General features: G+C 47.9%; 15 protein-coding genes. 8 read left to right on the top strand and 7 right to left on the bottom strand.

Annotated features, from left to right (window positions below; all coding sequences use genetic code 11):
- Positions 1–44 precede the first annotated feature (44 nt).
- Positions 45–1,793, bottom strand: a complete 1,749-nt coding sequence (locus OGV52_RS11160) for a sigma-54 interaction domain-containing protein (RefSeq protein WP_047499506.1) — start codon at positions 1,791–1,793, stop codon at positions 45–47.
- 376 nt (positions 1,794–2,169) lie between these two features.
- Between OGV52_RS11160 and dpaL the strand changes: the two genes are divergently transcribed.
- The 6 genes from dpaL to OGV52_RS11130 all read left to right on the top strand — a co-directional run bounded on the left by dpaL (position 2,170) and on the right by OGV52_RS11130 (position 11,961).
- Entirely contained in the window at positions 2,170–3,384 is a 1,215-nt protein-coding gene (gene dpaL, locus OGV52_RS11155) for a diaminopropionate ammonia-lyase (RefSeq protein ID WP_444546550.1), read from the top strand.
- A gap of 36 nt (positions 3,385–3,420) precedes the next feature.
- Positions 3,421–4,605: a YgeY family selenium metabolism-linked hydrolase gene (locus OGV52_RS11150; protein WP_287108519.1), complete on the top strand. Its 1,185-nt coding sequence runs from the start codon at positions 3,421–3,423 to the stop codon at positions 4,603–4,605.
- Between the two features lie 67 nt (positions 4,606–4,672).
- On the top strand, positions 4,673–6,265 hold the full coding sequence (locus tag OGV52_RS11145) for an N-acyl-D-amino-acid deacylase family protein (protein ID WP_016157258.1): 1,593 nt from the start codon (positions 4,673–4,675) through the stop codon (positions 6,263–6,265).
- A 78-nt stretch (positions 6,266–6,343) separates the two neighbouring features.
- Positions 6,344–7,630, top strand: a complete 1,287-nt coding sequence (locus tag OGV52_RS11140; protein ID WP_047358943.1) for an MFS transporter — start codon at positions 6,344–6,346, stop codon at positions 7,628–7,630.
- A 469-nt stretch (positions 7,631–8,099) separates the two neighbouring features.
- Entirely contained in the window at positions 8,100–8,714 is a 615-nt protein-coding gene (gene evgA, locus OGV52_RS11135; protein ID WP_016157256.1) for an acid-sensing system DNA-binding response regulator EvgA, read from the top strand.
- Positions 8,715–8,718: 4 nt separating this feature from the next.
- Positions 8,719–11,961 carry an ATP-binding protein gene (locus OGV52_RS11130; protein WP_287108518.1) on the top strand — a complete coding sequence of 1,081 codons (3,243 nt, stop codon included), beginning with the start codon at positions 8,719–8,721 and terminating at the stop codon, positions 11,959–11,961.
- Positions 11,962–12,035: 74 nt separating this feature from the next.
- Here the strand turns inward: OGV52_RS11130 and OGV52_RS11125 are convergent, their stop codons facing one another.
- A complete protein-coding gene (locus tag OGV52_RS11125) occupies positions 12,036–12,662 on the bottom strand; it encodes a YfdX family protein (protein ID WP_016154099.1) in 627 nt (208 codons plus the stop codon).
- A gap of 280 nt (positions 12,663–12,942) precedes the next feature.
- Between OGV52_RS11125 and OGV52_RS11120 the strand changes: the two genes are divergently transcribed.
- Positions 12,943–13,539 carry a DUF308 domain-containing protein gene (locus tag OGV52_RS11120; RefSeq protein ID WP_259688186.1) on the top strand — a complete coding sequence of 199 codons (597 nt, stop codon included), beginning with the start codon at positions 12,943–12,945 and terminating at the stop codon, positions 13,537–13,539.
- A complete protein-coding gene (locus OGV52_RS11115) occupies positions 13,539–13,886 on the top strand; it encodes an HdeA/HdeB family chaperone (RefSeq protein WP_047358941.1) in 348 nt (115 codons plus the stop codon). The genes OGV52_RS11120 and OGV52_RS11115 overlap by 1 nt, the downstream gene beginning before the upstream one ends.
- 361 nt (positions 13,887–14,247) lie before the next feature.
- Here OGV52_RS11115 and OGV52_RS11110 read toward each other — a convergent pair whose 3' ends face one another.
- The 5 genes from OGV52_RS11110 to OGV52_RS11090 all read right to left on the bottom strand — a co-directional run bounded on the left by OGV52_RS11110 (position 14,248) and on the right by OGV52_RS11090 (position 20,937).
- Positions 14,248–17,364, bottom strand: a complete 3,117-nt coding sequence (locus tag OGV52_RS11110) for an efflux RND transporter permease subunit (RefSeq protein WP_049282768.1) — start codon at positions 17,362–17,364, stop codon at positions 14,248–14,250.
- Positions 17,365–17,392: 28 nt separating this feature from the next.
- Positions 17,393–18,550, bottom strand: a complete 1,158-nt coding sequence (locus OGV52_RS11105; RefSeq protein ID WP_287108514.1) for an efflux RND transporter periplasmic adaptor subunit — start codon at positions 18,548–18,550, stop codon at positions 17,393–17,395.
- 278 nt (positions 18,551–18,828) lie between these two features.
- Positions 18,829–19,395, bottom strand: coding sequence for a Slp family lipoprotein (locus OGV52_RS11100; RefSeq protein ID WP_287108513.1), 567 nt, complete (start codon positions 19,393–19,395; stop codon positions 18,829–18,831).
- A gap of 269 nt (positions 19,396–19,664) precedes the next feature.
- The gene (locus OGV52_RS11095; RefSeq protein ID WP_287108512.1) at positions 19,665–20,177 is read right to left on the bottom strand and encodes a FidL-like protein; all 513 of its coding nucleotides are present in this window, start codon (positions 20,175–20,177) and stop codon (positions 19,665–19,667) included.
- On the bottom strand, positions 20,167–20,937 hold the full coding sequence (locus OGV52_RS11090) for a winged helix-turn-helix domain-containing protein (protein WP_047499516.1): 771 nt from the start codon (positions 20,935–20,937) through the stop codon (positions 20,167–20,169). Before OGV52_RS11090 ends, OGV52_RS11095 begins: the two co-directional genes overlap by 11 nt.
- Positions 20,938–21,749 lie beyond the last annotated feature (812 nt).

Below are 21,749 nucleotides of genomic sequence, written 5' to 3'. Positions count from 1 at the left end.
CACAAGCCCGCGCTACGCGGGCTTAATTGTTAAAAAAATGGGGCTCACAAACCATACAGTTTTATTTTTCGATAGAGCGTGGCAATACTGACTCCCAGTTCTGATGCAGCCTGTTTTTTGCCCTCCACGCTTGAACCAAATCGCTGAATGGCATTTTCGATAGCGTCCCTTTCCGCTTGTTTTCCTTGGTTCGCCAGCTGTCGGGGTTGTGCGGTCATCGTGGTTTTCCTGCTGTCCCCCGAGGAGAGTAAATAAGGAGGCAGATGGCTGGCGTTGATCCCGGCGGCTTCTCCGCGCATCACAAAAATGTATTCGATGACGTTGCGTAATTCACGAATGTTCCCCGGCCAGTGCCAGGCATAAAGGCGATTAATAACGTCATCGGGCAGTTTTTGCGGTGCACGTTGGTAACTGACCGAAAACTCATCGGCAAAGTATTGTGCGAGGACGGCGATATCAGCCCTGCGTTCACGCAGGGAAGGAAGCACCAGAGGGACGACATTCAGGCGATAGAAAAGGTCTTCGCGAAACTGATTATTCTCCACCATCGCGCTAATATTTTTGTTGGTCGCGGCAATAATGCGCACATCAATATTAATGATGTTATTAGAACCCACGCGGGTGATCGCTTTTTCCTGCAACACCCTGAGCAGCTTGGCCTGCAGGTGCAGCGGCATATCGCCGATCTCATCCAGAAACAGGCTGCCGCCGTTGGCCAGTTCAAATTTCCCCATTCGTCCTTTGGGATCTGCACCGCTAAATGCACCGCGTACATAGCCAAACAGTTCGCTTTCCAGTAGTTGCTCAGGGATTGCCGCGCAGTTGATTGTCACGAAAGGGGCGGCTTTACGGGGGCTGTTTTGGTGAATGGCAAATGCCACGACCTCTTTACCCGAGCCGCTTTCCCCGGTGATGAGCACGCTGGCGTAGCTGTTGGCAATTTTGCTAATGGTGCTTCTGAGTTGCTCCATTGAGGAAGAGTGACCAATCAGCCGCACCTGCGTGTCAGACTCGTAAGGGGATGGAGTAAGGTTACTCAGGTAGTCGTGCGCATCACGAAAGATGACCATCGTTAAGCGATCGTTATCCAGCGAGGAGAGCGAAATTTGTTTGCACAGTACATGGTGTTTCTGGCCTTCAAGCGTCAGCCATGCTTCTTCATCGCCATACAAACTGTCCCCGGTTGTTTCAATGGTCAGCGGTAATCCCTGAACTTCGCGGTTGAGAATGCGATCGGCTGAATGATTGGCATGCCAGATAAGACCATTGCCATCAATTGCTACAACGCCGCGGTCCATGGCATCGATCAGACGCCGAAATGCGCCGAGGGTTTCCTGCGCGCGTAAACGCTCCAGACATTCAAAGACCTTACTGGAGATCATCACCGCGATTTGCTCAATAAAAGTGACAAATTTATCAATCTGGCTCAATAACGCGTCACGCTGCGCCTGGGTTGAGCAAATAATTCCGATCACGCCAATCACACGATTGTTGAGAAAAATTGGTGCGTTCAAATCCAGCATTTCAGAACAGTAGTGGTGTTTTTCACATAACTGACACAGCGGATGTTCGCCGGGGTTTTTGATAAGAACCGTTTCTCGGACCTGCAAAACGTGGTGGTAGATGTAGCCATTTTTTGCCACGTTTTCATTGAGCATATGTCGGTATTTACCGGTGCCAGCGATGCGCATTAAGGATTCATCGATGATTTCAACATCCGTTCCGGTTATGCCAGAAATAGCGTCGGCATAATTGCAGATATCATCCTGGATATTGCTGAGTACTGAAATCATGGTACTTCTCCGGCAGCGAGTGGCATTTCTCAAGGGAGATGATAAATATGCGAAGCAATGCAAAAATGATTTGCGAAAAATCAATCTACTGCTCTGTTTTTGGATGTTTTTTTTATTTTATCTTCCGCGATCACACTATTTATCAATTGTGAGAATTTATCAAACGAGGCGATAAACTAACGCTGTGGTATTTTTCAGTGCCCATCTCGTTTTCTTTTTAATTATTTGAAAATAAAGACTTTATTAAAATATTTATAAGGTTTTACTCGATTAATAAAAAACTGGTAAGCATTTTGCTCTATTGGCAATACCGATAGCGTAAATATCTCTGTATACGTCTATTACAGGGAGTGAAATACCAGAACAATGAGGTTTTATGATGCAGGAAAACTTATCATTTTTTATCAACCAGACGCCGTTTACCGAACATCCAAACGCGCCGCTGGCACCGTTTAGTCGCCAGGAACTGGTAAAAGCGTTGAATTTTCATCGGTCTATTCCGGGTTATGCGCCGACGCCGTTATATACGCTGCCGGCTCTTGCAAAAAAGCTGGGTGTTAAAAATATCTATCTCAAGGATGAGTCTCAGCGTTTTGGCCTGAAAGCCTTCAAAGCGTTGGGCGGCTCCTATGCGATGGCGTGCCATATCGCGGAATTAATCGGCAAGGATATCAGTGAACTGCCGTTTGACGTGATGACCAGCGAAGAGGTACGCCGCGATCTCCAAACCGTCACGTTTGCCACCACCACCGATGGCAACCACGGTCGCGGTGTGGCGTGGATGGCGCGCCAGCTGAAGCAAAACGCCGTGGTTTATATGCCGAAGGGCTCTTCGCAGCAGCGTTTGACCTCCATCCGTAATGAAGGCGCTACCGCTGAAATCGTCGATATGAACTATGACGATGCGGTTCGCATGACCGCGGAACAGGCACAAAAGCATGGCTGGATTGTGGTGCAGGATACCGCCTGGGAAGGGTATGAAAAAATCCCGCAGTGGATTATGCAGGGCTACGGCACGCTGATGCTGGAGGCGATAGACCAGCTGCATCAGGTTGCGCCGACGCATATTTTTGTTCAGGCAGGCGTTGGCTCGTTTGCCGGAATGGTGCAGGGAATGGTGGCGGCAGCCTGGGGTGAACACCGCCCGAAAGTGATCGTCGCTGAAGCGTTAATTGCCGATTGTCTTTACCGCTCTGCCCGTTCTAAAGAGGGGGATGCAATTGCGGTGGGCGGCGATTTGCAAACCGTTATGGCTGGTCTCGCCTGCGGTGAGGCGAACAGCATCGGCTGGAAACTGCTACGTGATTATGCCAACGCATTTGCCTCCTGCCCTGATGAAGTTGCAGCGCTGGGCATGCGCATGCTGGGTAATCCGTTGGCGGGCGATCCGCAGATCGTATCTGGTGAGTCCGGCGCGGTCACTTCCGGTCTGCTGGCGCTGCTGATGACCTCACCTGAACTGGCGCAAACGCGTGAACAACTGGGGCTGGATGCGCATTCCCGCGTGCTGTTGGTCAGTACCGAAGGCGACACCGACCCGCAACAATATCTGGATATTGTCTGGGGCGGTCAGTACCCGGGCATCAAATAACACATTTCCTGATTGAGAGAAATAACGGAGAAACCCATGTTATCTGCAAAACGTATTGATGAAGTCATTAAAAACTGTCAGGCGCTGATCCAACAAAAAAGTTATTCCGGTCAGGAAGGGGAAGTGGTTAATGCCATAAAAAAAATGATGCAGCATTACCAGTTCGATGACATCCACGTTGATAAGTACGGCAACATTGTGGGCGGCATTGTCGGCAATCAGCCGGGGAAAACGCTGGTTCTCGATGGACATATCGATACCGTGCCGGTCAACGAAGAGAAGTGGAGCCGCAACCCGTACGGCGGCGATATCGACGATGGCAAAATTTATGGTCGCGGTACAACCGATATGAAAGGTGCCGTGGCGGCGATGATTTCCGCCGTGGGTTTTTTCGGCCAGGACAATCAGCGTAATTTTGCCGGCAAAATCTACGTTGCCTGCATCGTGCATGAGGAGTGCTTTGAAGGTATTGCTGCCCGGCTGGTCAGCGAGCGCTATAAGCCGGACTACGTGATCATCGGTGAAGCTTCCGAGTTAAACCTGAAAATTGGTCAGCGTGGCCGCGCTGAAATTGTGGTCGAAACATTTGGTAAACCCGCGCACTCCGCCAACCCGCAGGCAGGCATTAACGCGGTGTACAAAATGGCGCAATTGATCGACAAAATTCGCACAATTACTCCGCCAACGCACCCGGTACTGGGGCCTGGCATTCTGGAGCTTACCGACATTAAATCTTCGCCATACCCAGGAGCTTCGGTAGTGCCGGATTATTGTCGCGCAACCTACGATCGTCGTTTGCTGGTGGGTGAAACCAAAGAAAGTGTTATTGCCCCACTGGAAAATGCGCTTGCGGAACTTACCACACAGGATCCGCAGTTTAAGGCCCGTGTCTCCTACGCGGTAGGTCAGGAGTCTTGCTATACCGGTGCCACGATTGAGGGCGAGCGCTTCTTCCCGGGCTGGGTGTATGACGAGTCTGACGAATTCGTGCAGGCCGCTCTGGCTGGCGTTCGCGAGGCCGGGTTTAATCCAACCATCACACAGTACTCATTTTGCACCAACGGCAGCCACTATGCGGGCGAAGCGGGAATTAAAACTATCGGCTTCGGACCTTCACGCGAAAACCTGGCCCACACCATCGATGAATATATCGAGATTGATCAGTTAACCGGCTCGGCCAGCGGCTATTACAGCATCATTCAGACACTCTATCGCCAATAAAAATAAAGATAACAACCTCTTACCTTACAAGTGGTGTCGTGAAGCGACACCGCTATGGAGAATAACGATGAAAACCATTTTCAAAAACGGAAATGTAATCGATGGAACGGGCAGTGAAGGCAGAATTGCCGATGTGATGGTTGACGAAGGACGCATTGTCGCAATCGGACAAATTGACGTTGGCGTTAATGAGCAGGTTATTGACGCAACGGGAAAAATTATTTGTCCTGGTTTTATTGATACCCATACGCACTCTGACCTGTCGGCCATTATTAACCCCGCGCTGTCGGCAAAAATTCGTCAGGGTATTACCACCGAGCTGTTAGGGCAGGATGGTGTAGCCCTGGCGCCGTTGCCTGAAGAATATATTCCGGCCTGGCGTAAAAATATCGCCGGACTGGATGGCGATACCGACAAAATAGACTGGAAATATAAAAACACAGACGGCTACCTCAATCTGCTGGCATCGCGTCATCCGGCGACAAACCTCGCGTATTTAGTTCCGCATGGCAACGTACGCATGGAAGCCATGGGCCTGGATGGGCGCCCCTCTACTCGTGAGGATGTGGCGAAGATGTGCGAAATCCTTGAGCGGGAGTTACAAGCGGGGGCGTTTGGTCTTTCCACTGGGCTCATCTACATGCCTTGCGCCTTTGGCGATACCGCCGAAATGATTGAACTGTGCAAAGTGACGGCGAAATATGACGGGATCTTTGTGGTGCATCAGCGCAGTGAAGCGGACGATATTATCAACTCAACGCAGGAACTGATTGATATCGCCACCGCCACCGGTGTCTGGCTGCATATTTCACATATGAAGGTTTGCGGTAAGAAAAACTGGGGGCTGATTGACCAGATGCTGGGCATGTTGGAACAGGCGCAGGAAGAGGGGATTCGTATCTCTTTCGACCAGTATCCGTATGTGGCGGGCAGCACGATGCTCGGCGTGATCCTGCCGCCGTGGGTCCACTCCGGTGGCACTGACAAATTACTTGAGCGGCTGGCCTCGCCTGAACTGCGCGCCAAAATGATCGACGATATTCAGCAGGGCATTCCTGGCTGGGATAACTTTATCGATTTTGCCGGGCTGGACCAGATTTTTGTCACCAGCGTGAAAACGACAAAAAACCAGGATGCCGTCGGTCTGAACCTCGTTCAGTTGGGCGAGCTACGCGGAAAAGATCCGTACAACGCCACCTTCGATCTGCTGTTTGAAGAAGAAAACGCCGTTGGGATGGTCGACTTTTACGGTACTGAAGAGCATGTGATTAAGTTCCTTTGCCGTCCTGAGCAAAACGTCTGTACCGACGGTTTAATGGGGGCTGGCAAACCGCACCCGCGCGTGTTTGGCGCATTCCCTCGTGTGCTCGGTAAATATGTGCGTGAAGAGGGATGTCTGAGCTGGGAAGCGGCAATCCGTAAGATGACTGGCAAACCCGCTGAGGTATTAGGCCTGCAGGATCGTGGGCTGCTGAAGGTGGGTTATGCGGCGGATATTGTGATGTTCGATCCGAACACCATTGCCGATAAGGGCACTTTTGTTGAACCCAATCAATATCCGGAAGGGATTGAAATTGTCATGGTTAATGGGCGCATTGCCTTAATCAATGGCACTGAAAGTTATGCCTGTAGCGGTACGGTTATTAGAAAACAATATTAATAAATAACGCTAAACACGCATTGATTTATCGCGACCATTTATGGCCGCGGTAGATCACTACACCCTAAGGACATCACAATGAACCTACAAACGTCTTTACCTTCAGGTAAACCAAAGACCTGGAAAGCAAGGTATACCGTCCTGACATTGATCTGGCTAGCGTGGCTGCTCTCTTTTCTCGACAGAATGGTGATGAGCGTTTCGCTCCCTTATATCGGCAAAGATTTAAATCTGGATACAACCCAACAAGGGTTAATTATTAGCGCCTTTTTTATTGGTTATGCCGCGTTTCAAATTCCCGGCGGTTTACTGGCGGATAAGTTTGGTTCGCGCAAAATCATGGCCATCGGTATTGCCTGGTGGTCTGTTTTCACCAGCTTAACCGGCGCCGTGTTGACGCTGCCGCTAATGCTGGCCGTTCGCTTCTTCTTTGGTGTTGGTGAAGGTTGTTTCCCGTCGGCTTCCTGGAAGATGATATCAACCTATTTCCCGTCGAAAGAACGTGGCCGCGCCACGGCGATTCAGTCAACGGTAAACACCTTAGGCCCGGCGCTGGCGGTAGTGGTAGCCGCAAGCATAATCGGGGCCTTTGGCTGGCACATGGTCTTTATCGTGCTAGGTATTCCGGGTCTGTTTATCGCGGCGGGGATCTACTTATTTACCCGTGACAATCCGAAAGATCACCCCGCAATTACGCAGCAGGATCTGGCGGAACTGGCTGCTGACGAGCAGGGAAGCCTGCAAAACACCAGCGGTATCGCGTTTAAAGACGTCCTCAAAATGCCGGTGCTCTGGCAAATGGCAAGTATCTGGTTTTTGTTTGATATCACCTTCTGGGGCTTTTCAACCTGGCTGCCAAGCTACCTGATCACCGTTCGTGAGTTTTCTCTGGCAAAAACCGGCGTCATGGCGGCCATTCCCTTCCTGTTTGGCGCAGGCGGAACGTTGTTAGGCGGCTATTGCTCAGATAAATTTAAACCCCAGCGTAAAACGTTGTATGTCGTGACCTCCGTTATTGCCGCGGGTTTCCTGTATCTGACCTTCAGCGTGAGCAGTGCAGATATGGCGGTGGTTTATCAGTGTATTTCAGCCCTGTTCATGTTCTTCGCCATGGCGACATTCTGGGGCATTCTGATGGACACCATTCCCAGCAACATCATGGGGCGGGCATCCGGGATCGTTAACTTTGGCGGTCAGATGGCGGGAGTCGTTTCTGCACCTATCATCGGCTGGCTGATTCAAAGCAGTGGTGGAAGTTATAACAGCGCCTTTATCTTTATGATTGCCGCGCTGTTGTGTTCTGCCGTCGTTACGCTGACCGTGAAAAGCTCCCATGCTATTGGGGCGTTGCCCAGTAAAGCCTGATTCATGACTGACTCCTGTGGCTCTGTTGTTTCCTGAGCCACAGGGCGTTTTACTATCAAATCAGCAGGTTTATTATCTTTTTCTCCAGATTTGACCTGGTATAAAAATGATTCTTAGATAGCTATTCTGCATATACACCTTTGCCGTTGTGATGAAAACTCCCCCTGGTTATATGACCCCGGCCATTAAGAATGAATCATAATAAATGAGAGATTTATCCTACGCGTGTAGGAATATTCCTTTTGGTTGTGTTAATGGTTTGATATTTAGATAGGCTCAAGGTTTAAAATTTGTAAAATACAGTGTTGCATTTATGCCTTATTCTTCGTTTTTATAAAAAACTAATAAATATACGTGTGAATGTGTTAGGATTTACCTGATAACGCCTTATTTTTATAAATTATAATGCTTAAGGCTCACCTGCTCGATAGCCATCGCCTCTCTTTATTTATCGGGATTCTTATACGCAATGAACGCGATAATCGTTGATGATCACCCATTAGCTCGCATAGCCATCCGCAACTTACTCGATACTAATGGTATTACCGTAACCACCGAGCTCGACAGCGGAGAGCATGTGGTCCAAACCGTTGAAAAAACTAAGCCGGAGCTACTGATTATTGATGTGGATATTCCGGGCATCAGCGGCATCGAAGTGCTGGAGCAACTGCGAAAGCGGCACTATGCTGGTGTAATCATTATCATTTCAGCCAAAAATGAATTTTTTTACGGCAAACGTAGCGCCGAATATGGTGCCAATGGATTTGTGAGTAAAAAAGAGGGTATGAATAATATTCTTGCCGCAATCGAAGCTGCAAAAAATGGGTATAGCTATTTTCCCTTTTCCCTTGAGCATTTTACTGGCTCATCTGTCAGCGAACAGGATAAGCTTGATACGTTGTCGACCCAGGAAATGAGAGTGTTGCGTTATATTCTTAACGGTATGGATTACAGCACTATTGCCAGCAAAATGAACATCAGTAATAAAACGGTAAGCACCTATAAAAGCCGTTTGATGGAGAAGTTAGATTGCTCGTCATTAATGGAAATTTATGATTATGCGCAAAGAAATAAAATAGGATAGAGTAATGCTGGAACGCTTGTTTATTTTTTTGATGGTCATATTTACCATCGGGTTTTCTACGGGTGTAAGCTCAGCCCGGCAAGTTGAGCTAAAAAGTAACTATAATACCTCAGTACAACATATCGGCCTGAACAGGGAAGAAACAAACTGGTTAGCGCATAAAAAAACCTTGGTTGTTGGCACCTGGTTACCGGAAGTCTCCCCCATTGTTTATCAAAATAGCGGTGAATATTATCGGGGCGTCAACGCGGATTATCTTGCGCTAATGCAAAAGAATCTCAATATAAAAATTGTTATAAAGCAGTATGATAATGAGCAAGAAGCGCTGACCGCACTTGCCAGTAACGATGTAGATACATTGATAACTCAGCTGTCCCGGCGACAAGATGTCGGCGGCCATTTATTGCGCACTTCGGCATTACTGACGACGTGGCCGACGCTTGTGACCTCGCTAAAAAACACCATGCTGCCGCTGACCTCGGAGCATCCGGTTAGCGTCGCGTGTGTGCGAGATTGTCCTTTTCTTGATGTTATCCAGGATGCTTTTCCTGAAGCTAAAGTCTCATTTTTCGACGACGAGTATCAGGCCATGGCATCGGTAGTGAACGGTGATAACCAATATTATATTGGGAACAATATCACCAGCAGTCATTGTGTCTCCCGATATTTTTCGCAATCACTGGTTATTACGCACTACTTTGATAAACAAGAGCAATATAATTATTTTGTGGTGAAGGACGACCAGCCGGTATTAAGAAATATTCTTGATGGTTTCATTACGTCAATCAGTAATGAAATTCATATGCAGGTCATGCAGAACTGGCTGAACCGCGGTAACCTTGCTTTTCTGAATGCGCCTATTCCTTTTACCGATCAGGAAAAAGCGTGGCTGAAGAAGAAACATACTATTCGCATTCTTATCAATCCAGATTATCCGCCTTACACGCTTGTCGATCGCAGCGGTGAGTTACGTGGAATTCTTGGCGATTTGCTGAATATTATTCATCTGCAAACGGGGGTTGATTTTGAGCCGGTTTTGGCCAACACCAAAAGTGAACAGACCAAACAAATAAGCGGCGAACGATGGGATATGTATCCCACTATCACCCTGACAAATCAAAATCAGCACAATTCGACCTTTAGCGATCCGCTGATGAATGTGGCATTTGTGATTATCACTTCCCGTGATGAAACGGCCGATTCGTTACTGAATACACCGATCCGTATTGCGTTGCCCGCCGGGCATGTTTTGGAAAGTGACCTGAAACAACGCTACCCGCAGGCCACCTGGGTGGATGCTGATACTGGCAGCGTCGCGATGACTATGCTCAGGGATGGCAAGGTTGACGCGGCAATTGCTACCGAATTGTCGGCAAGGTTCATGGTCGATCATGACTACCAGAAAAACATGCACTTTTTTAGGCTACCAGATATGCCTGGTGCGTCGGTGAGCTTTGCGATTTCTCCCCACGAGCCCATGTTGAAGTCCGTAATGGATAAAGCGCTGCAGGCGATACCGCCGCGTGAGATTTTGCAGATGACGGAGAAGTGGTCGAAAATTTCTAATACGCAGGTCGATCTCTGGAGTCGGTATAGCAAACAGTTCTATCAACTGGTGGTGTTTGCGCTGTTGCTGATAGCAATTAGCCTGATCTGGGGGATCTCACTCTCCCGTGAGGTCAATAAAAGAAAACAATCGCAGCGGCAGCTGGAAGAGCAGCTTCATCTCAAAGAGGCATTATCTCAAGAACTGGAAACCGAAAAAAATAAAGCGATTGAAGCAACCAAGGCCAAAAGTCGCTTTCTTGCGAGCATGAGCCATGAATTACGTACCCCTGTCAGCTCGATTGTGGGCTTTCTGGAATTACTGTCGAGCTCAGACCTCAGCCCGGCACAGCGAAAAGAGGCGATTGCTCTTACCGCAGCGACAGCCCAGTCATTGCTTGGGCTGATCGGTAAGATTCTGGACGTTGATAAGATTGAGTCTGGTAAATATCAGGTTGTTCCTCAATGGACGGATCTCTCGCAGCTCATTGAATTACAGTGTCACTCTTTTGATGCCTTAGCCAGACAGAAAGGCGTTACGCTTGCTTGCGTAAGCCAGTTGCCGGCAAACGAGCGGGTGTTTGTCGATCAACAAGCTTTGCGGCAAATTCTCACCAACCTGGTGGGCAATGCGCTCAAGTTTACCGAGCAGGGTAGCATTCATGTGATGGCCCGTTTAACACCTGACGGGGAGAATCACGGTACCCTGACCATCGCCATTAGCGACACCGGTTGCGGGATTAGCGAAGAGGAGCAGGCCGGGCTGTTTCGTCGCTACGCTCAGGGGCGCTGTGGGCGTCAACAAACGGGGTCTGGTCTGGGATTATTTATCTGCAAAGAGCTGGTGACGCTGATGGGGGGTACGCTGGAGTTGATGAGCGTCCCGGCGCAAGGAACCACGTTTACCATAACGCTGCCGGTTGAGACTGCCCGCCAGTCAATTGTACCGGATAGCAACACGCCAGGTGCGCTGTTGCCGCTGCCGTGTCTGTCTATTTTGATAGCAGATGACAACCCGACCAATCGCCTGCTGCTTAAGCGACAGTTGAACGCCATTGGTTACAGCGTGGATGAAGCGTGTGATGGTGAGGAAGCCGAAGCCAAACTGGCTAAAAAATCATACGACCTGTTGATAACCGATGTGAATATGCCGAAGAAGGACGGGTTTGATCTTGCGGCTTCGTTACGTCGTCAGCAGCCTCATTTACAAATATGGGGACTGACGGCCAGCGCGCTCCCACAGTCACGTGACAGGTGTCTGCAAAACGGCATGAATTTGTGTCTGTTTAAGCCCGTGTCGATTCAGACACTGACGCATGAATTAAGCAAAATCGAAACCGGTTATTCGTCTCCATGTGCAATCCGGCATTTGAAATTCAATGTCTTGACGGAAAATACCGGCGGCGATCGCGCATTAATGAACGAGATACTCGAAACATTCCGCGAGGCAACGTTTAGCGATTTACAGGCGGCTGAGAAAGCCGTTGAGCAAGACGAACCCCAGCTGTTTTTGCGAGCCCTTCACCGGTTGCATGGTTCGGCGCAAATTCTGGGCATTACTGCTCTTCAGACGCTATGCGAACCTTTTGAATCGATGCGACATGACGATCTTCCTCTGGCAGTACGCCAGGAAGCATTACAGAAGATTGTTGCCGTCATGCGGGAAATTGAGATTGAGATTAACAGTCTGATTAGCCATTAACCCCCCTGATCGGGTTGCCGTAGCAACCCGATCAGGAGAGAAAGTCCTGGTTCAACACTCCGTAGTGCTGAGTATTACTGGCCTGCGCCCAGCATCTCGCTATCGATCACAATGCCTTCTTCAGCACCCTTTAACACAAGGTTTGCTTCATAGTATTTACCTGAAGACAGCAGTTTTTGAGCGCTGGCAACGGCTTTACGCGTCTGATTCAGGGGCATCAGGTATTGGGTCTGAAGCACGCTGATACCCGCCAGTTGCAAGGTATCCACAGCACCTTTCCAGTCGCCTTTAGCCATTTTGCCATTCGCTGTATTGATAGCGGATTCTTTAGCTGGGGTGGCAATATAGTCTTCTGACAGCGCAATCGTAGCGTTAATAATCACGTACTGATCGTCAATCATCTTGGCTTTAGGCGCAGCTTTTACAAATTTCGCCCAGTCGTGGCTGTCACCTGCAAGCAGGGAAGCGGCGTCATCGGTTAACTTTTTAGCACTGTCAGGCTGTCCATGAAACAGGGCCAGACGGGCAAGCTGAATATCACGCATCGCGTTTGCACCTTGTACTGCGACCTGCATAATATCGGCAGCTTCTTTTTGTACATTGGCGGTAGCAGTTTGTGCCGGCGTGGTAGTGGTAGCTGCCAGTACCGGGGCTGAGCCCATCATGGTTGCAAGCAGACCTGCAAGAATAATCTTTTTCATTACTTTCTCCTGAATAAATTTGGTATATCTCACCAAACGAAATAAGCATATTAAATAACTTCGAAGAGTAGAATCAGAGCCAGGATAGAATAATGAGCGTTTAATCTTACAGGTGTCAGACGTCTGACACGTGTAGGATTATACGGATAATGACATTCCTTTATTCTTATATACGAATTCGGAGTGAAAGTCTTATCATCCCATTGTAAGTGATATGTATTAAGTGAATATTACTCTTTTATTAGTAGGTTACATTGCGTTTCTATGTAACGGAGGATGTATGTTTGTTTTTAATCAGCAAAGCCTGAAAGCATTTAATGAAAAAACACTATTTCATTATAAAAGACACGCCACAATCATGGCCGTGCTGTTGTTGGTTTGCGGCATCTGCTGCTTAATCTATCCAATCGCTGCAGGTATTTACTTAAGCTATGCAACAGGTTTTATGTTCCTGGTGTGCGGCTTCTATTCTATTTACAGCCTGTTTTCCTCGGGTAAAAAGCAGTTGAAAGCCAAATTTACCTATGCCTTTTTTGCTATCGCATGGTTGCTGCTGGGATACTGTTTCCTCGAAAATCCTGTGATAGGTATGAATTCATTGGCAATGGTTTTTTGCTGCCTGTTTATTCTTGGCGGGATTTTTCGTGTTGCTTCCGGCGTCAAAATGTTCCGCAGTCCGGGCTATGGATGGAATATTTTTATCGGTATTTTTGACCTGCTTATTGCAGCCGTATGGCTGAATATGGATCCCGACCGTTCTTATGTGTTTACCTCCATCTTTATAGGCGTTGAGATGATTTTTAGTTCTTTGGCTTTTATCAGTCTGCGCAGAAATGCGTCGTTGGTACAAACTGAAAAACTCGCCGATAAAAATTAATGCTACTTCTGGAGCGCATTGTGAATATTAAATTGATTGTCTCTGCAGCTATTCTTATGACCTCTGTTATGGCGCCGATGAGCCGTGCTTTTGCTACACAGGCAACGGAAGCGGCGCCACAAGATATGACCTGTAAAGAATTCGTTGATATGAGTCGGCAATACATGACAGCAATTGCCTTTGTGATTGTTAATAAAAATTCGGACTTTAAAGGCGATGATTATGTTCCCCTGCATGAGGTGGAAACTGTCGCTGTACCGAAGATGATTAAAATGTGTCATCGACACCCTGATACTAAATTGGGCGAACTGGCCGTAAATCTGAAGGGTTCCGGTCTGCACTATTGATTACCCGTTTTGATAGCCTGGCATGAGTCAGAATTGACAACCTCTGTACCTACCTTAGTTGTTACCCTACAAGAAAAAATCCCCGTAATGTTTACCCTGCTATCCACGAGAAATTCGCTGGATAGCAGGGTCCGCTAACAACCGTAGACCTGATACGCGAAGCGCCACCGGGCATTGATTACCCGCAGAGCAGAGGGACTCAAGTGTGGTGGAGAATGCCACTCTTAACGTAGTCACAGTATCGTCACTGTAATGAAATGAAGAACTTAAAGTGAACGGAACCCTTTCTCTGAGAGAGCATTGAGAATCCCTGGGATTTAATAAACTTATCCCAGGGATAATCACGTACGAGGGCAGGGAATCAGCGCCGTGTTTTGAATCGCGCCAGCATGTTTTCTACGAGAACAAAGAACAGCGGAACAAAGTAGATCGCCAGCACTGTTGCGGCCAGCATCCCACCAATAACACCCGTACCGACGGCATTTTGCGCGCCAGAGCCCGCGCCGTTGCTTATTGCCAGAGGGATAACCCCTAAGATAAAGGCCAGTGACGTCATCAAAATAGGGCGTAAGCGCATTTGCGCGGCCTCTACTGCGGCTTCAAGCGGCGTTTTTCCTTCCTTTTGCATGATCTCGACGGCGAACTCGACGATCAGAATGGCGTTTTTAGCCGAGAGCCCCATGGTGGTGAGCAGGCCTACCTGGAAGTAAACATCATTGCTCAGGCCGCGCAAGTCGGTCGCCAGCAAAGCGCCGACCACCCCGATTGGCACAACCAGCATTACCGAGAACGGTATCGACCAGCTTTCATACAGTGCCGCCAGTGCCAGAAACACGACGATCAGCGAAATGCCGTACAGCATTGGTGCCTGGTTTGTGGACAGCGCCTCCTGATAAGACAGACCGGTCCAGGCATAGCCGACGCCCGCAGGCAGTTTATTTATCAGCGATGCCATAAATTTCATCGCATCGCCGCTGCTTTTCCCTTCGACCGGCTGGCCCAGAATTTCCATTGCAGGCTGACCGTTGTAGCGTTCAAGGCGGGGAGAACCGTAGGTCCACTCGGTGGATGAGTAGGCCGAAAGCGGCGTCATAGCGCCGGAGGCATTACGTACGTACCAGTGATTAATATTATCCGGCAACATACGGAACGGCGTATCGGCCTGGACATACACTTTTTTAACGCGTCCCTGATTCAGGAAATCATTGACATAGCGACTACCGAACGCCGTAGAGATGGTCTGATTGATATCCGATAATGCAACGCCCATGGCTTCTGCCTTCGTGGCGTTGACATGAATGCGGAACATCGGTGTATCTTCCAGACCATTCGGGCGCACCCCGTCGACCTCACCGGACGACTGGTTGGCCAGCGCCAGAAGCTCGTTTCGGGCCTGCATCATTTTTTCATGCCCAAGGTTACCGTTATCCAGCAGCTCCATGTCAAACCCTGAAGCCGTTCCCAGTTCTGCAACAGCGGGTAAATTAAACGGATAAACGACGGCATTATTGATGGTGCTTAAGGCCATCATCGCCCGTCGAATAATGGCGGTAACTGAGTTTTCTTCACCAACGCGTTCTGACCACGGTTTCAGGCTGATAAACGCCAGACCGTTGTTTTGCCCCTGGCCGCTGAAACCAAATCCGCCTACGGTGAAAACCGAAGCGACATTTTTCTGTTCTTTCGTCAGGTAGTAATCCGTTATTTCCCCGAGCACTTTGCTGGTGTTCACCATCGTCGAGCCCGAAGGCAATTGCGCGGTGGTCATGAACACCCCCTGGTCTTCTTCAGGCAAAAAGGAGGTCGGGGTACGTAGAAACAGCACAATCATGCCCGCGCCAATCACTAAGTACACGACCATATAACGGCCTGTGCAACGTAGCAGTTTACGGGTGCTGTCCGTGTAGTGCTGAGTACATTTCTCCATAAAGTGATTGAAACGGGTAAACAGAATATGTGTGTTTGCTTTTTCTCCCTCGTGGGATTTCAACAGCATGGCGCAGAGTGCTGGCGTCAGGCTCATCGCCACAAACACCGACAGCAGCATGGAGGAGATTAAAGTGATAGAAAACTGACGGAAAATTTCACCGGTTGCTCCGCTCATAAATGCCATCGGCATAAATACGGCGGATAACACAACGGCAATACCGACCAGCGCTCTCTGCAACTGGCCCATCGCTTTGTGGGTCGCCGCTTTTGGTGACAAGTGTTCTTCGGCAATAATGCGTTCTACGTTCTCAACCACCACGATGGCATCATCGACTAACAACCCTATCGCCAGCACCATGCCAAACATCGTGAGCGTATTAATCGAAAAACCCGCGACGTCGAGTATCGCAAAGGTGCCAAGGATCACTACCGGAACGGCGATTGTGGGAATAAGCGTTGCGCGGAAACTTTGCAAAAACAGATACATGACGAGGAATACCAGAATGATTGCCTCGATCAAAGTATGAAAAACCCCCTGAATCGAAATTTCGATAAACGGAGTGGTGTCATAGGGATAAACGGTTTTCATGCTGGCCGGAAACCAGGCCGATAATCTGTTCAGCTCCTGTTTGACTGCCTGGGATGTTTCCAGGGCATTCGCGCCAGCGGCAAGTTTAATTGCAATCCCGGCGGCGGGTTTTCCGTTGTAACGTGCAACCGTTGCATAATTTTCCGCACCCAGCTCAATTCGCGCGACATCGCGCAGCAGAACCTGGGAGCCATCTTGCTGAACTTTAAGGAAGATCTTGCCAAATTCATCAGTAGTTTGCAGGCGCGTCTGGACGATTATCGACGCATTTAGCTGCTGATCGGCTGACTGAGGCATGCCTCCCAACTGCCCACCCGATATCTGATTGTTCTGAACTTTGAGTTGGGTAATGACGTCCTGAGGTGTGAGGTTATACTTGTCGAGCTTTTGCGGATCCAGCCAGATACGCATGGCGTATTGCGAACCGAATAACTGTACGCTCCCCACCCCGGCAGTGCGGCTTATTGGGTCTTTGATGTTCGAGGCCACATAGTCGGCAATATCATATTGGCTCAGGCTGTTATTATCAGAGATAAAGCCGGCGACCATCAAAATATTGCTGCTGGATTTATCAACACTGATCCCTTGCTGCTGTACTTCCTGCGGTAAAGAAGGCATCGCCAGCTGCAGTTTATTCTGTACCTGAACCTGCGCAATATCGGGTGACGTGCCCGTTTTGAAAGTCAGGATAATCGACGCATTACCTGCCGCATCGCTGGTGGATGACATATACATCAGGCCATCAAGACCATTCATATTCTGTTCAATCACCTGAGTTACGGAGTCTTCAACGGTCTTTGCGTCTGCCCCTGGGTAGGCAGCGCTGATGGTAATGGTTGGGGGAGCAATTTGTGGATACTGGGCGATCGGCAGGTTCATTATCGCGATACCGCCCGTAAACATCATGATAATGGCGAGCACCCAGGCGAAAACCGGGCGCTCAATAAAAAAGTTGGCCATGAAGAAAGTGTCCTTAATACCTGAAATATTACTGTTCAGTTCCCGCGTTAGGAGTGTTCAGTTTTGAAGGGAGGACCCGGGCTTTGATTCCCGGACGAATTCTTTGTAATCCGGACACAATGACCCGATCGCCGGGGCGTAATCCTGCTGTCACCAGCCATTGATTGCCAACGGCCTTCACGGCGTTTATTTCGCGCAGTTGCACCACGTTTTGCTGGTCAAGGATCAGCGCGGTGGCTTTTCCTTGTTCGTTATGCGTAATCCCTTGTTGGGGGACCATCAAAACGTTCTGCTGGCTGCCTTCGTCCAGCAACGCCGTGACATACATACCGGGTAAAATTTCACCTTCAGGATTGGGGAACACGGCGCGCAAAGTCACCGATCCGGTGGTCTCATCGACGGCGGGATCGGAAAACTCAAGCGTACCGGTATGGCGATAGGGGTTGCCGTTTTCCAGCATCAGCTCAACAGGAATTTTGCCTTGTTGCTGGGCAATTTTGCCGTTGGCTTTCTCTTCTTTCAGGCGTAAGAAATCTTGTACTGACTGTGTTAAATCAACATAAATCGGATCCAGCCGCTGAACGGTGACCAGCGCGTTTTCCTGATTTGCGGTGACCAGGGCACCCACGGTTACGGAGGATTTACCGCTGATGCCATCAATCGGTGAGGTGACATTAGCGTAACGAAGGTTGATGGTGGCCTGCTCAAGATCCGCTTTGGCGACGGCGACATTGGCTTCTGCTTCATTAAGCTGTGAGCGTGTCGTGTCGTAGTCCTGGCGGCTGACGTAATTGGATTTTATTAACGCTGACTGCCGATTTAATGTCAGACGCACATTATTGGCCGTCGCCAGTGCCTTTGCCAGCGCGCCTTTGGCTGAATCCAGTCGCGCCTGCAGCGGGGCTGGATCAATTTGATACAGTGACTCTCCTTTGCTGACTTTATCACCTTCAATAAAGTTGCGTTTTATGATGATCCCACCAACCTGAGGGCGGATTTCGGCGATCTCGAATGAAACCGCGCGCCCTGGAAGTTCACTTTTAATATTCACTGAAGAGGGCGCTAAGGTAACAACGCCGACCTCGGGCTCCATCGCGGTGGTTTTTACTGCAGGTTTATTATCGCAGGCGGTGATGATGACGCTACTAAAAAATAATGGTATCAACAGTAAGCATTTTCTGTTCATAGTAATCCCTGAATAAATCGTAAACACCAATGTTCTTTTATTACAGGCAGGGTGGGAGAGTTATCGGTAAATAACAAAAGATGCTCAGGCATGAGATGGCTAAAGCCCATTTTTTCGCTCAAGTGTTAGCGGGTAAAATTATATGTAACAGGAAGAATGCGTGCTAAGCGAAGGATCTCATAAAGCAGGATGGCGCAATAAGGTCAACGCGGGGTGATGTGCTGGGCGTTTGTCAGTACCCGACTCCGGTATATATTCGCGCCATCTTACTACAGAGATTATTTCACTAGCTCCGGAGTTACCTGAGTTACTGTATTAGCGTAATAGGGGGCGCCCCACATGGGTTCAGGCCAGAACGCGCCATAGCCGTAATCCCACATATTATAGGTGGTGTTGACTGACTCCGTTAAATGCCAAACCTGAATACCTTGTAAATCAACTTTAATAAAGTTGTACGGGATTTTGTTGATGAATCCTGGTTCATCTCCTTGAATTGTCCCCAAAATAGTAACGAAATGGTTTCTGTAGTTTACCGGATCGAGAAAACCTTTCTGCTGGGCAAGAATACGTCCCTGATAGCTCGCGTCTATTTGCGGTTTAGCATAGTTGTTCAGTGGCAGAACGGCGATTTCCAGTAATGTATCCGTTTTGGTGTTAATCACATTGATGACTTTACCCCCAAAGCGGGCCTGCTGACCGGTATATAATCCCGGTTGGTTATGCACGGAGATAAAGTTTTTTTGTATATCTGGTTGATTATTACCTTTGATATTCTCAGGAATTGAAGCACATGACGCCAGGGTGAAAGCAAGGGCAACAATTATCAACCCTTTTGTTTTTTTCATTTTACTTTCCTGCTAAAAAAAAGACAGGCCTATAGTAAACCTTTGCTCATTATTGTCAGCAAACGTGCCGTTGATTATCTAAAATTAATATTATTGTAGCTTATGGTAATAACGGACTGTATTTTCTCTGGTCGCTGGATGAGGGCGAAAGTGTGTGGCGACAGGGAAGCGATTTACTGTCGCCACTCGTGGAGTCAGGTCCAATGCGTTACCGTGGCCCTGCTCTGGTTTAGCCTGGCGGGTAGGCAATCCTGGATTACGGCTTATTACTACGATTTACTAACGCAGACGTTCGTTGGCGAAAAGGTATTGCCTAACAGGTAGGCATTATCAATTTTATATATTTGCGCACGCTTACTGGGTGTGAACGGGTCATAGATATTATGGATAAACATCTCATCCGACACGTTATCCAGACTGTGTTTACTCATTTTCACGTCTTGCAGAAAAACGACGCCTTTATCTTTTATCCGATAATTAAAACTGACGGAGCGTTGCAGGATAAGGCGACGTCCTGGGCGGTTGTCTGCCAGTGGGGTTGTGGTAATAATCCCTGAGAAATCAATGACGCCAGTGTTATCTGTTTGCAACTGGATCATCAGGCTACCATCGTATTTCCCACCCCCGGGCAGTTCGGGTAGTGAAAGTGTGGAGACGCAATGCACGCTTATTCCCTGATTGACTGGAATGAGGGTGATTCCATTCGCGCTTAACAAGGCGCTGACAGCGAGCAGAACGGCCGCTCCTGCAAGTAATATCTTGGTTTTATATTTAGTATTCATGGATATAAAGGTCCTTGCATCCAGCAAACTTTGTTTTTTCTGCATTATTGAAAGTACAGCGGGATAAAAATATGCGACCTTTTTCGCCGTAGACGTACAGATCGTCAGGCTGGAAAATAAACAATGCGCCAGCCAGACACTTCAGGTGTAAATCAGCCATTTTTTTGGCTTTTTCAAGTTTCGCAGTTGCCACTTCTCGTGAGCTTTCAAAAACGGTATAGACCGGACAGAGGTCGATATTGCCAAGTTTATACAACTGTACGACGGGAAGGTTGTTTTGAGTGCTGTTAAACAATGTGTTGACTGGGTAAAGAAGCATGAATAACGAGACACCCCCAGCTGCAAGCAGCATCATTTTTACGCGTTTTGACAGGGAAGGCGTGGCTTTTGCGGGAGTGAGGGACGCCGCGGAAACCAAAGGCGATTCCTCTATGGTGGTTACCAATCCTTCAGCGATGAAAAAGCCGACCCGTGGTACTGTTTGAATAATCTCGTGTTCACAACCGAGCTCCTGTAATCCTTTACGAATCAAAGAAATATACTGGCTTAATGAGTTGTTTGAGGCTTGCAGACCATTTTTGTCCCAGACATTCGTAAACATCTCTTCTCTCGAGACTACTTTCCCTTCCTGCTCGAGGAGATAGGTGAAGATCCTGTTTGCGGTAATAGACAGGGTGAGTGAGTTGTCCGACGGGCTCAGACTCGCCAAAACGCCATCATCAGTCCTAAATGTAACTTCATTGTTAATTAGATATTTCATTTTTTCATCATTAACAGGGTATTACGTAATTATAAACCATAGTGGTATTTCTTCTTCACTACAGTATCGTGAGAGGTGTCAGGGCCGATGCAGGAGGAGGGGGCATTTGAGCATTGTAAAATATCCCCTCTGGCATAAAAAGCTATGAAATTGTTCATTTTAAGTATAAATGCCTACTTCACTCGGATTAAATTATAAGAGTGCTACTATTTTCAGATAGACCATTATAATCATTCGCCGGTTTGAGAACTGCGTAGTTCTGAGTCTCTGGTTGATTTACAAATTGTCAGTAACTTTAGTAAGTGGCATTTTTATAATGAGTAAACGAAAAGTTACTTAAGTAAAATAATCTAAAAATAGTATGGTATCAAGCGTCTTAAACAACAATTAGAAACGCTTTGATATTTTTCACTTATTACAATCAACCCCTGGCGGTACAGATGGCCGCGGAAATTGCTTATCGCGAGGTGTGTATTCGACAGAATGTAACCCCTGTTTCTCGCAGTTATAATTTAAGTAACTCAAATGGGTTATGTTTTTTCAATATAACCCATGCAATAAGATTTATCTTATAAGCTGTTAGTTGTTTAAGAGCTGTTATTATAAAATTTTTTTACGAGATATGAAATAAAATAATATGCGTTTTATTTAATTTGAAATGTTTGTTTATTGTGTCGAAAATTAGTTCATCATATTACATTGTTTATGCAATTCATTAACAGTTGCTTATGTGTTCCTGTAATGATGTCGATATTTAAATCTATAATTAATTATCTTTTTAGATAAAACATCTATAAATTGCAAATTTATCA

The sequence above is a fragment of the Citrobacter sp. Cb041 genome, assembly GCF_030336655.1.
GTDB lineage: Bacteria > Pseudomonadota > Gammaproteobacteria > Enterobacterales > Enterobacteriaceae > Citrobacter > Citrobacter braakii.
Note: the sequence above shows the minus strand (reverse complement) of the source record. Positions and strands in the feature narration are given on the sequence as shown.

Coding starts and splice junctions, on each gene's coding strand:
- OGV52_RS11145 (WP_016157258.1), top strand. CDS start 4,673: ATGAAAACCATTTTCAAAAACGGAAATGTAATCGATGGAACGGGCAGT.
- OGV52_RS11105 (WP_287108514.1), bottom strand. CDS start 18,550: ATGAACAGAAAATGCTTACTGTTGATACCATTATTTTTTAGTAGCGTC.
- OGV52_RS11100 (WP_287108513.1), bottom strand. CDS start 19,395: ATGAAAAAAACAAAAGGGTTGATAATTGTTGCCCTTGCTTTCACCCTG.
- OGV52_RS11110 (WP_049282768.1), bottom strand. CDS start 17,364: ATGGCCAACTTTTTTATTGAGCGCCCGGTTTTCGCCTGGGTGCTCGCC.
- evgA (WP_016157256.1), top strand. CDS start 8,100: ATGAACGCGATAATCGTTGATGATCACCCATTAGCTCGCATAGCCATC.
- OGV52_RS11160 (WP_047499506.1), bottom strand. CDS start 1,793: ATGATTTCAGTACTCAGCAATATCCAGGATGATATCTGCAATTATGCC.
- OGV52_RS11095 (WP_287108512.1), bottom strand. CDS start 20,177: ATGAATACTAAATATAAAACCAAGATATTACTTGCAGGAGCGGCCGTT.
- dpaL (WP_444546550.1), top strand. CDS start 2,170: ATGATGCAGGAAAACTTATCATTTTTTATCAACCAGACGCCGTTTACC.
- OGV52_RS11115 (WP_047358941.1), top strand. CDS start 13,539: ATGCTACTTCTGGAGCGCATTGTGAATATTAAATTGATTGTCTCTGCA.
- OGV52_RS11120 (WP_259688186.1), top strand. CDS start 12,943: ATGTTTGTTTTTAATCAGCAAAGCCTGAAAGCATTTAATGAAAAAACA.
- OGV52_RS11090 (WP_047499516.1), bottom strand. CDS start 20,937: ATGAAATATCTAATTAACAATGAAGTTACATTTAGGACTGATGATGGC.
- OGV52_RS11150 (WP_287108519.1), top strand. CDS start 3,421: ATGTTATCTGCAAAACGTATTGATGAAGTCATTAAAAACTGTCAGGCG.
- OGV52_RS11125 (WP_016154099.1), bottom strand. CDS start 12,662: ATGAAAAAGATTATTCTTGCAGGTCTGCTTGCAACCATGATGGGCTCA.
- OGV52_RS11130 (WP_287108518.1), top strand. CDS start 8,719: ATGCTGGAACGCTTGTTTATTTTTTTGATGGTCATATTTACCATCGGG.
- OGV52_RS11140 (WP_047358943.1), top strand. CDS start 6,344: ATGAACCTACAAACGTCTTTACCTTCAGGTAAACCAAAGACCTGGAAA.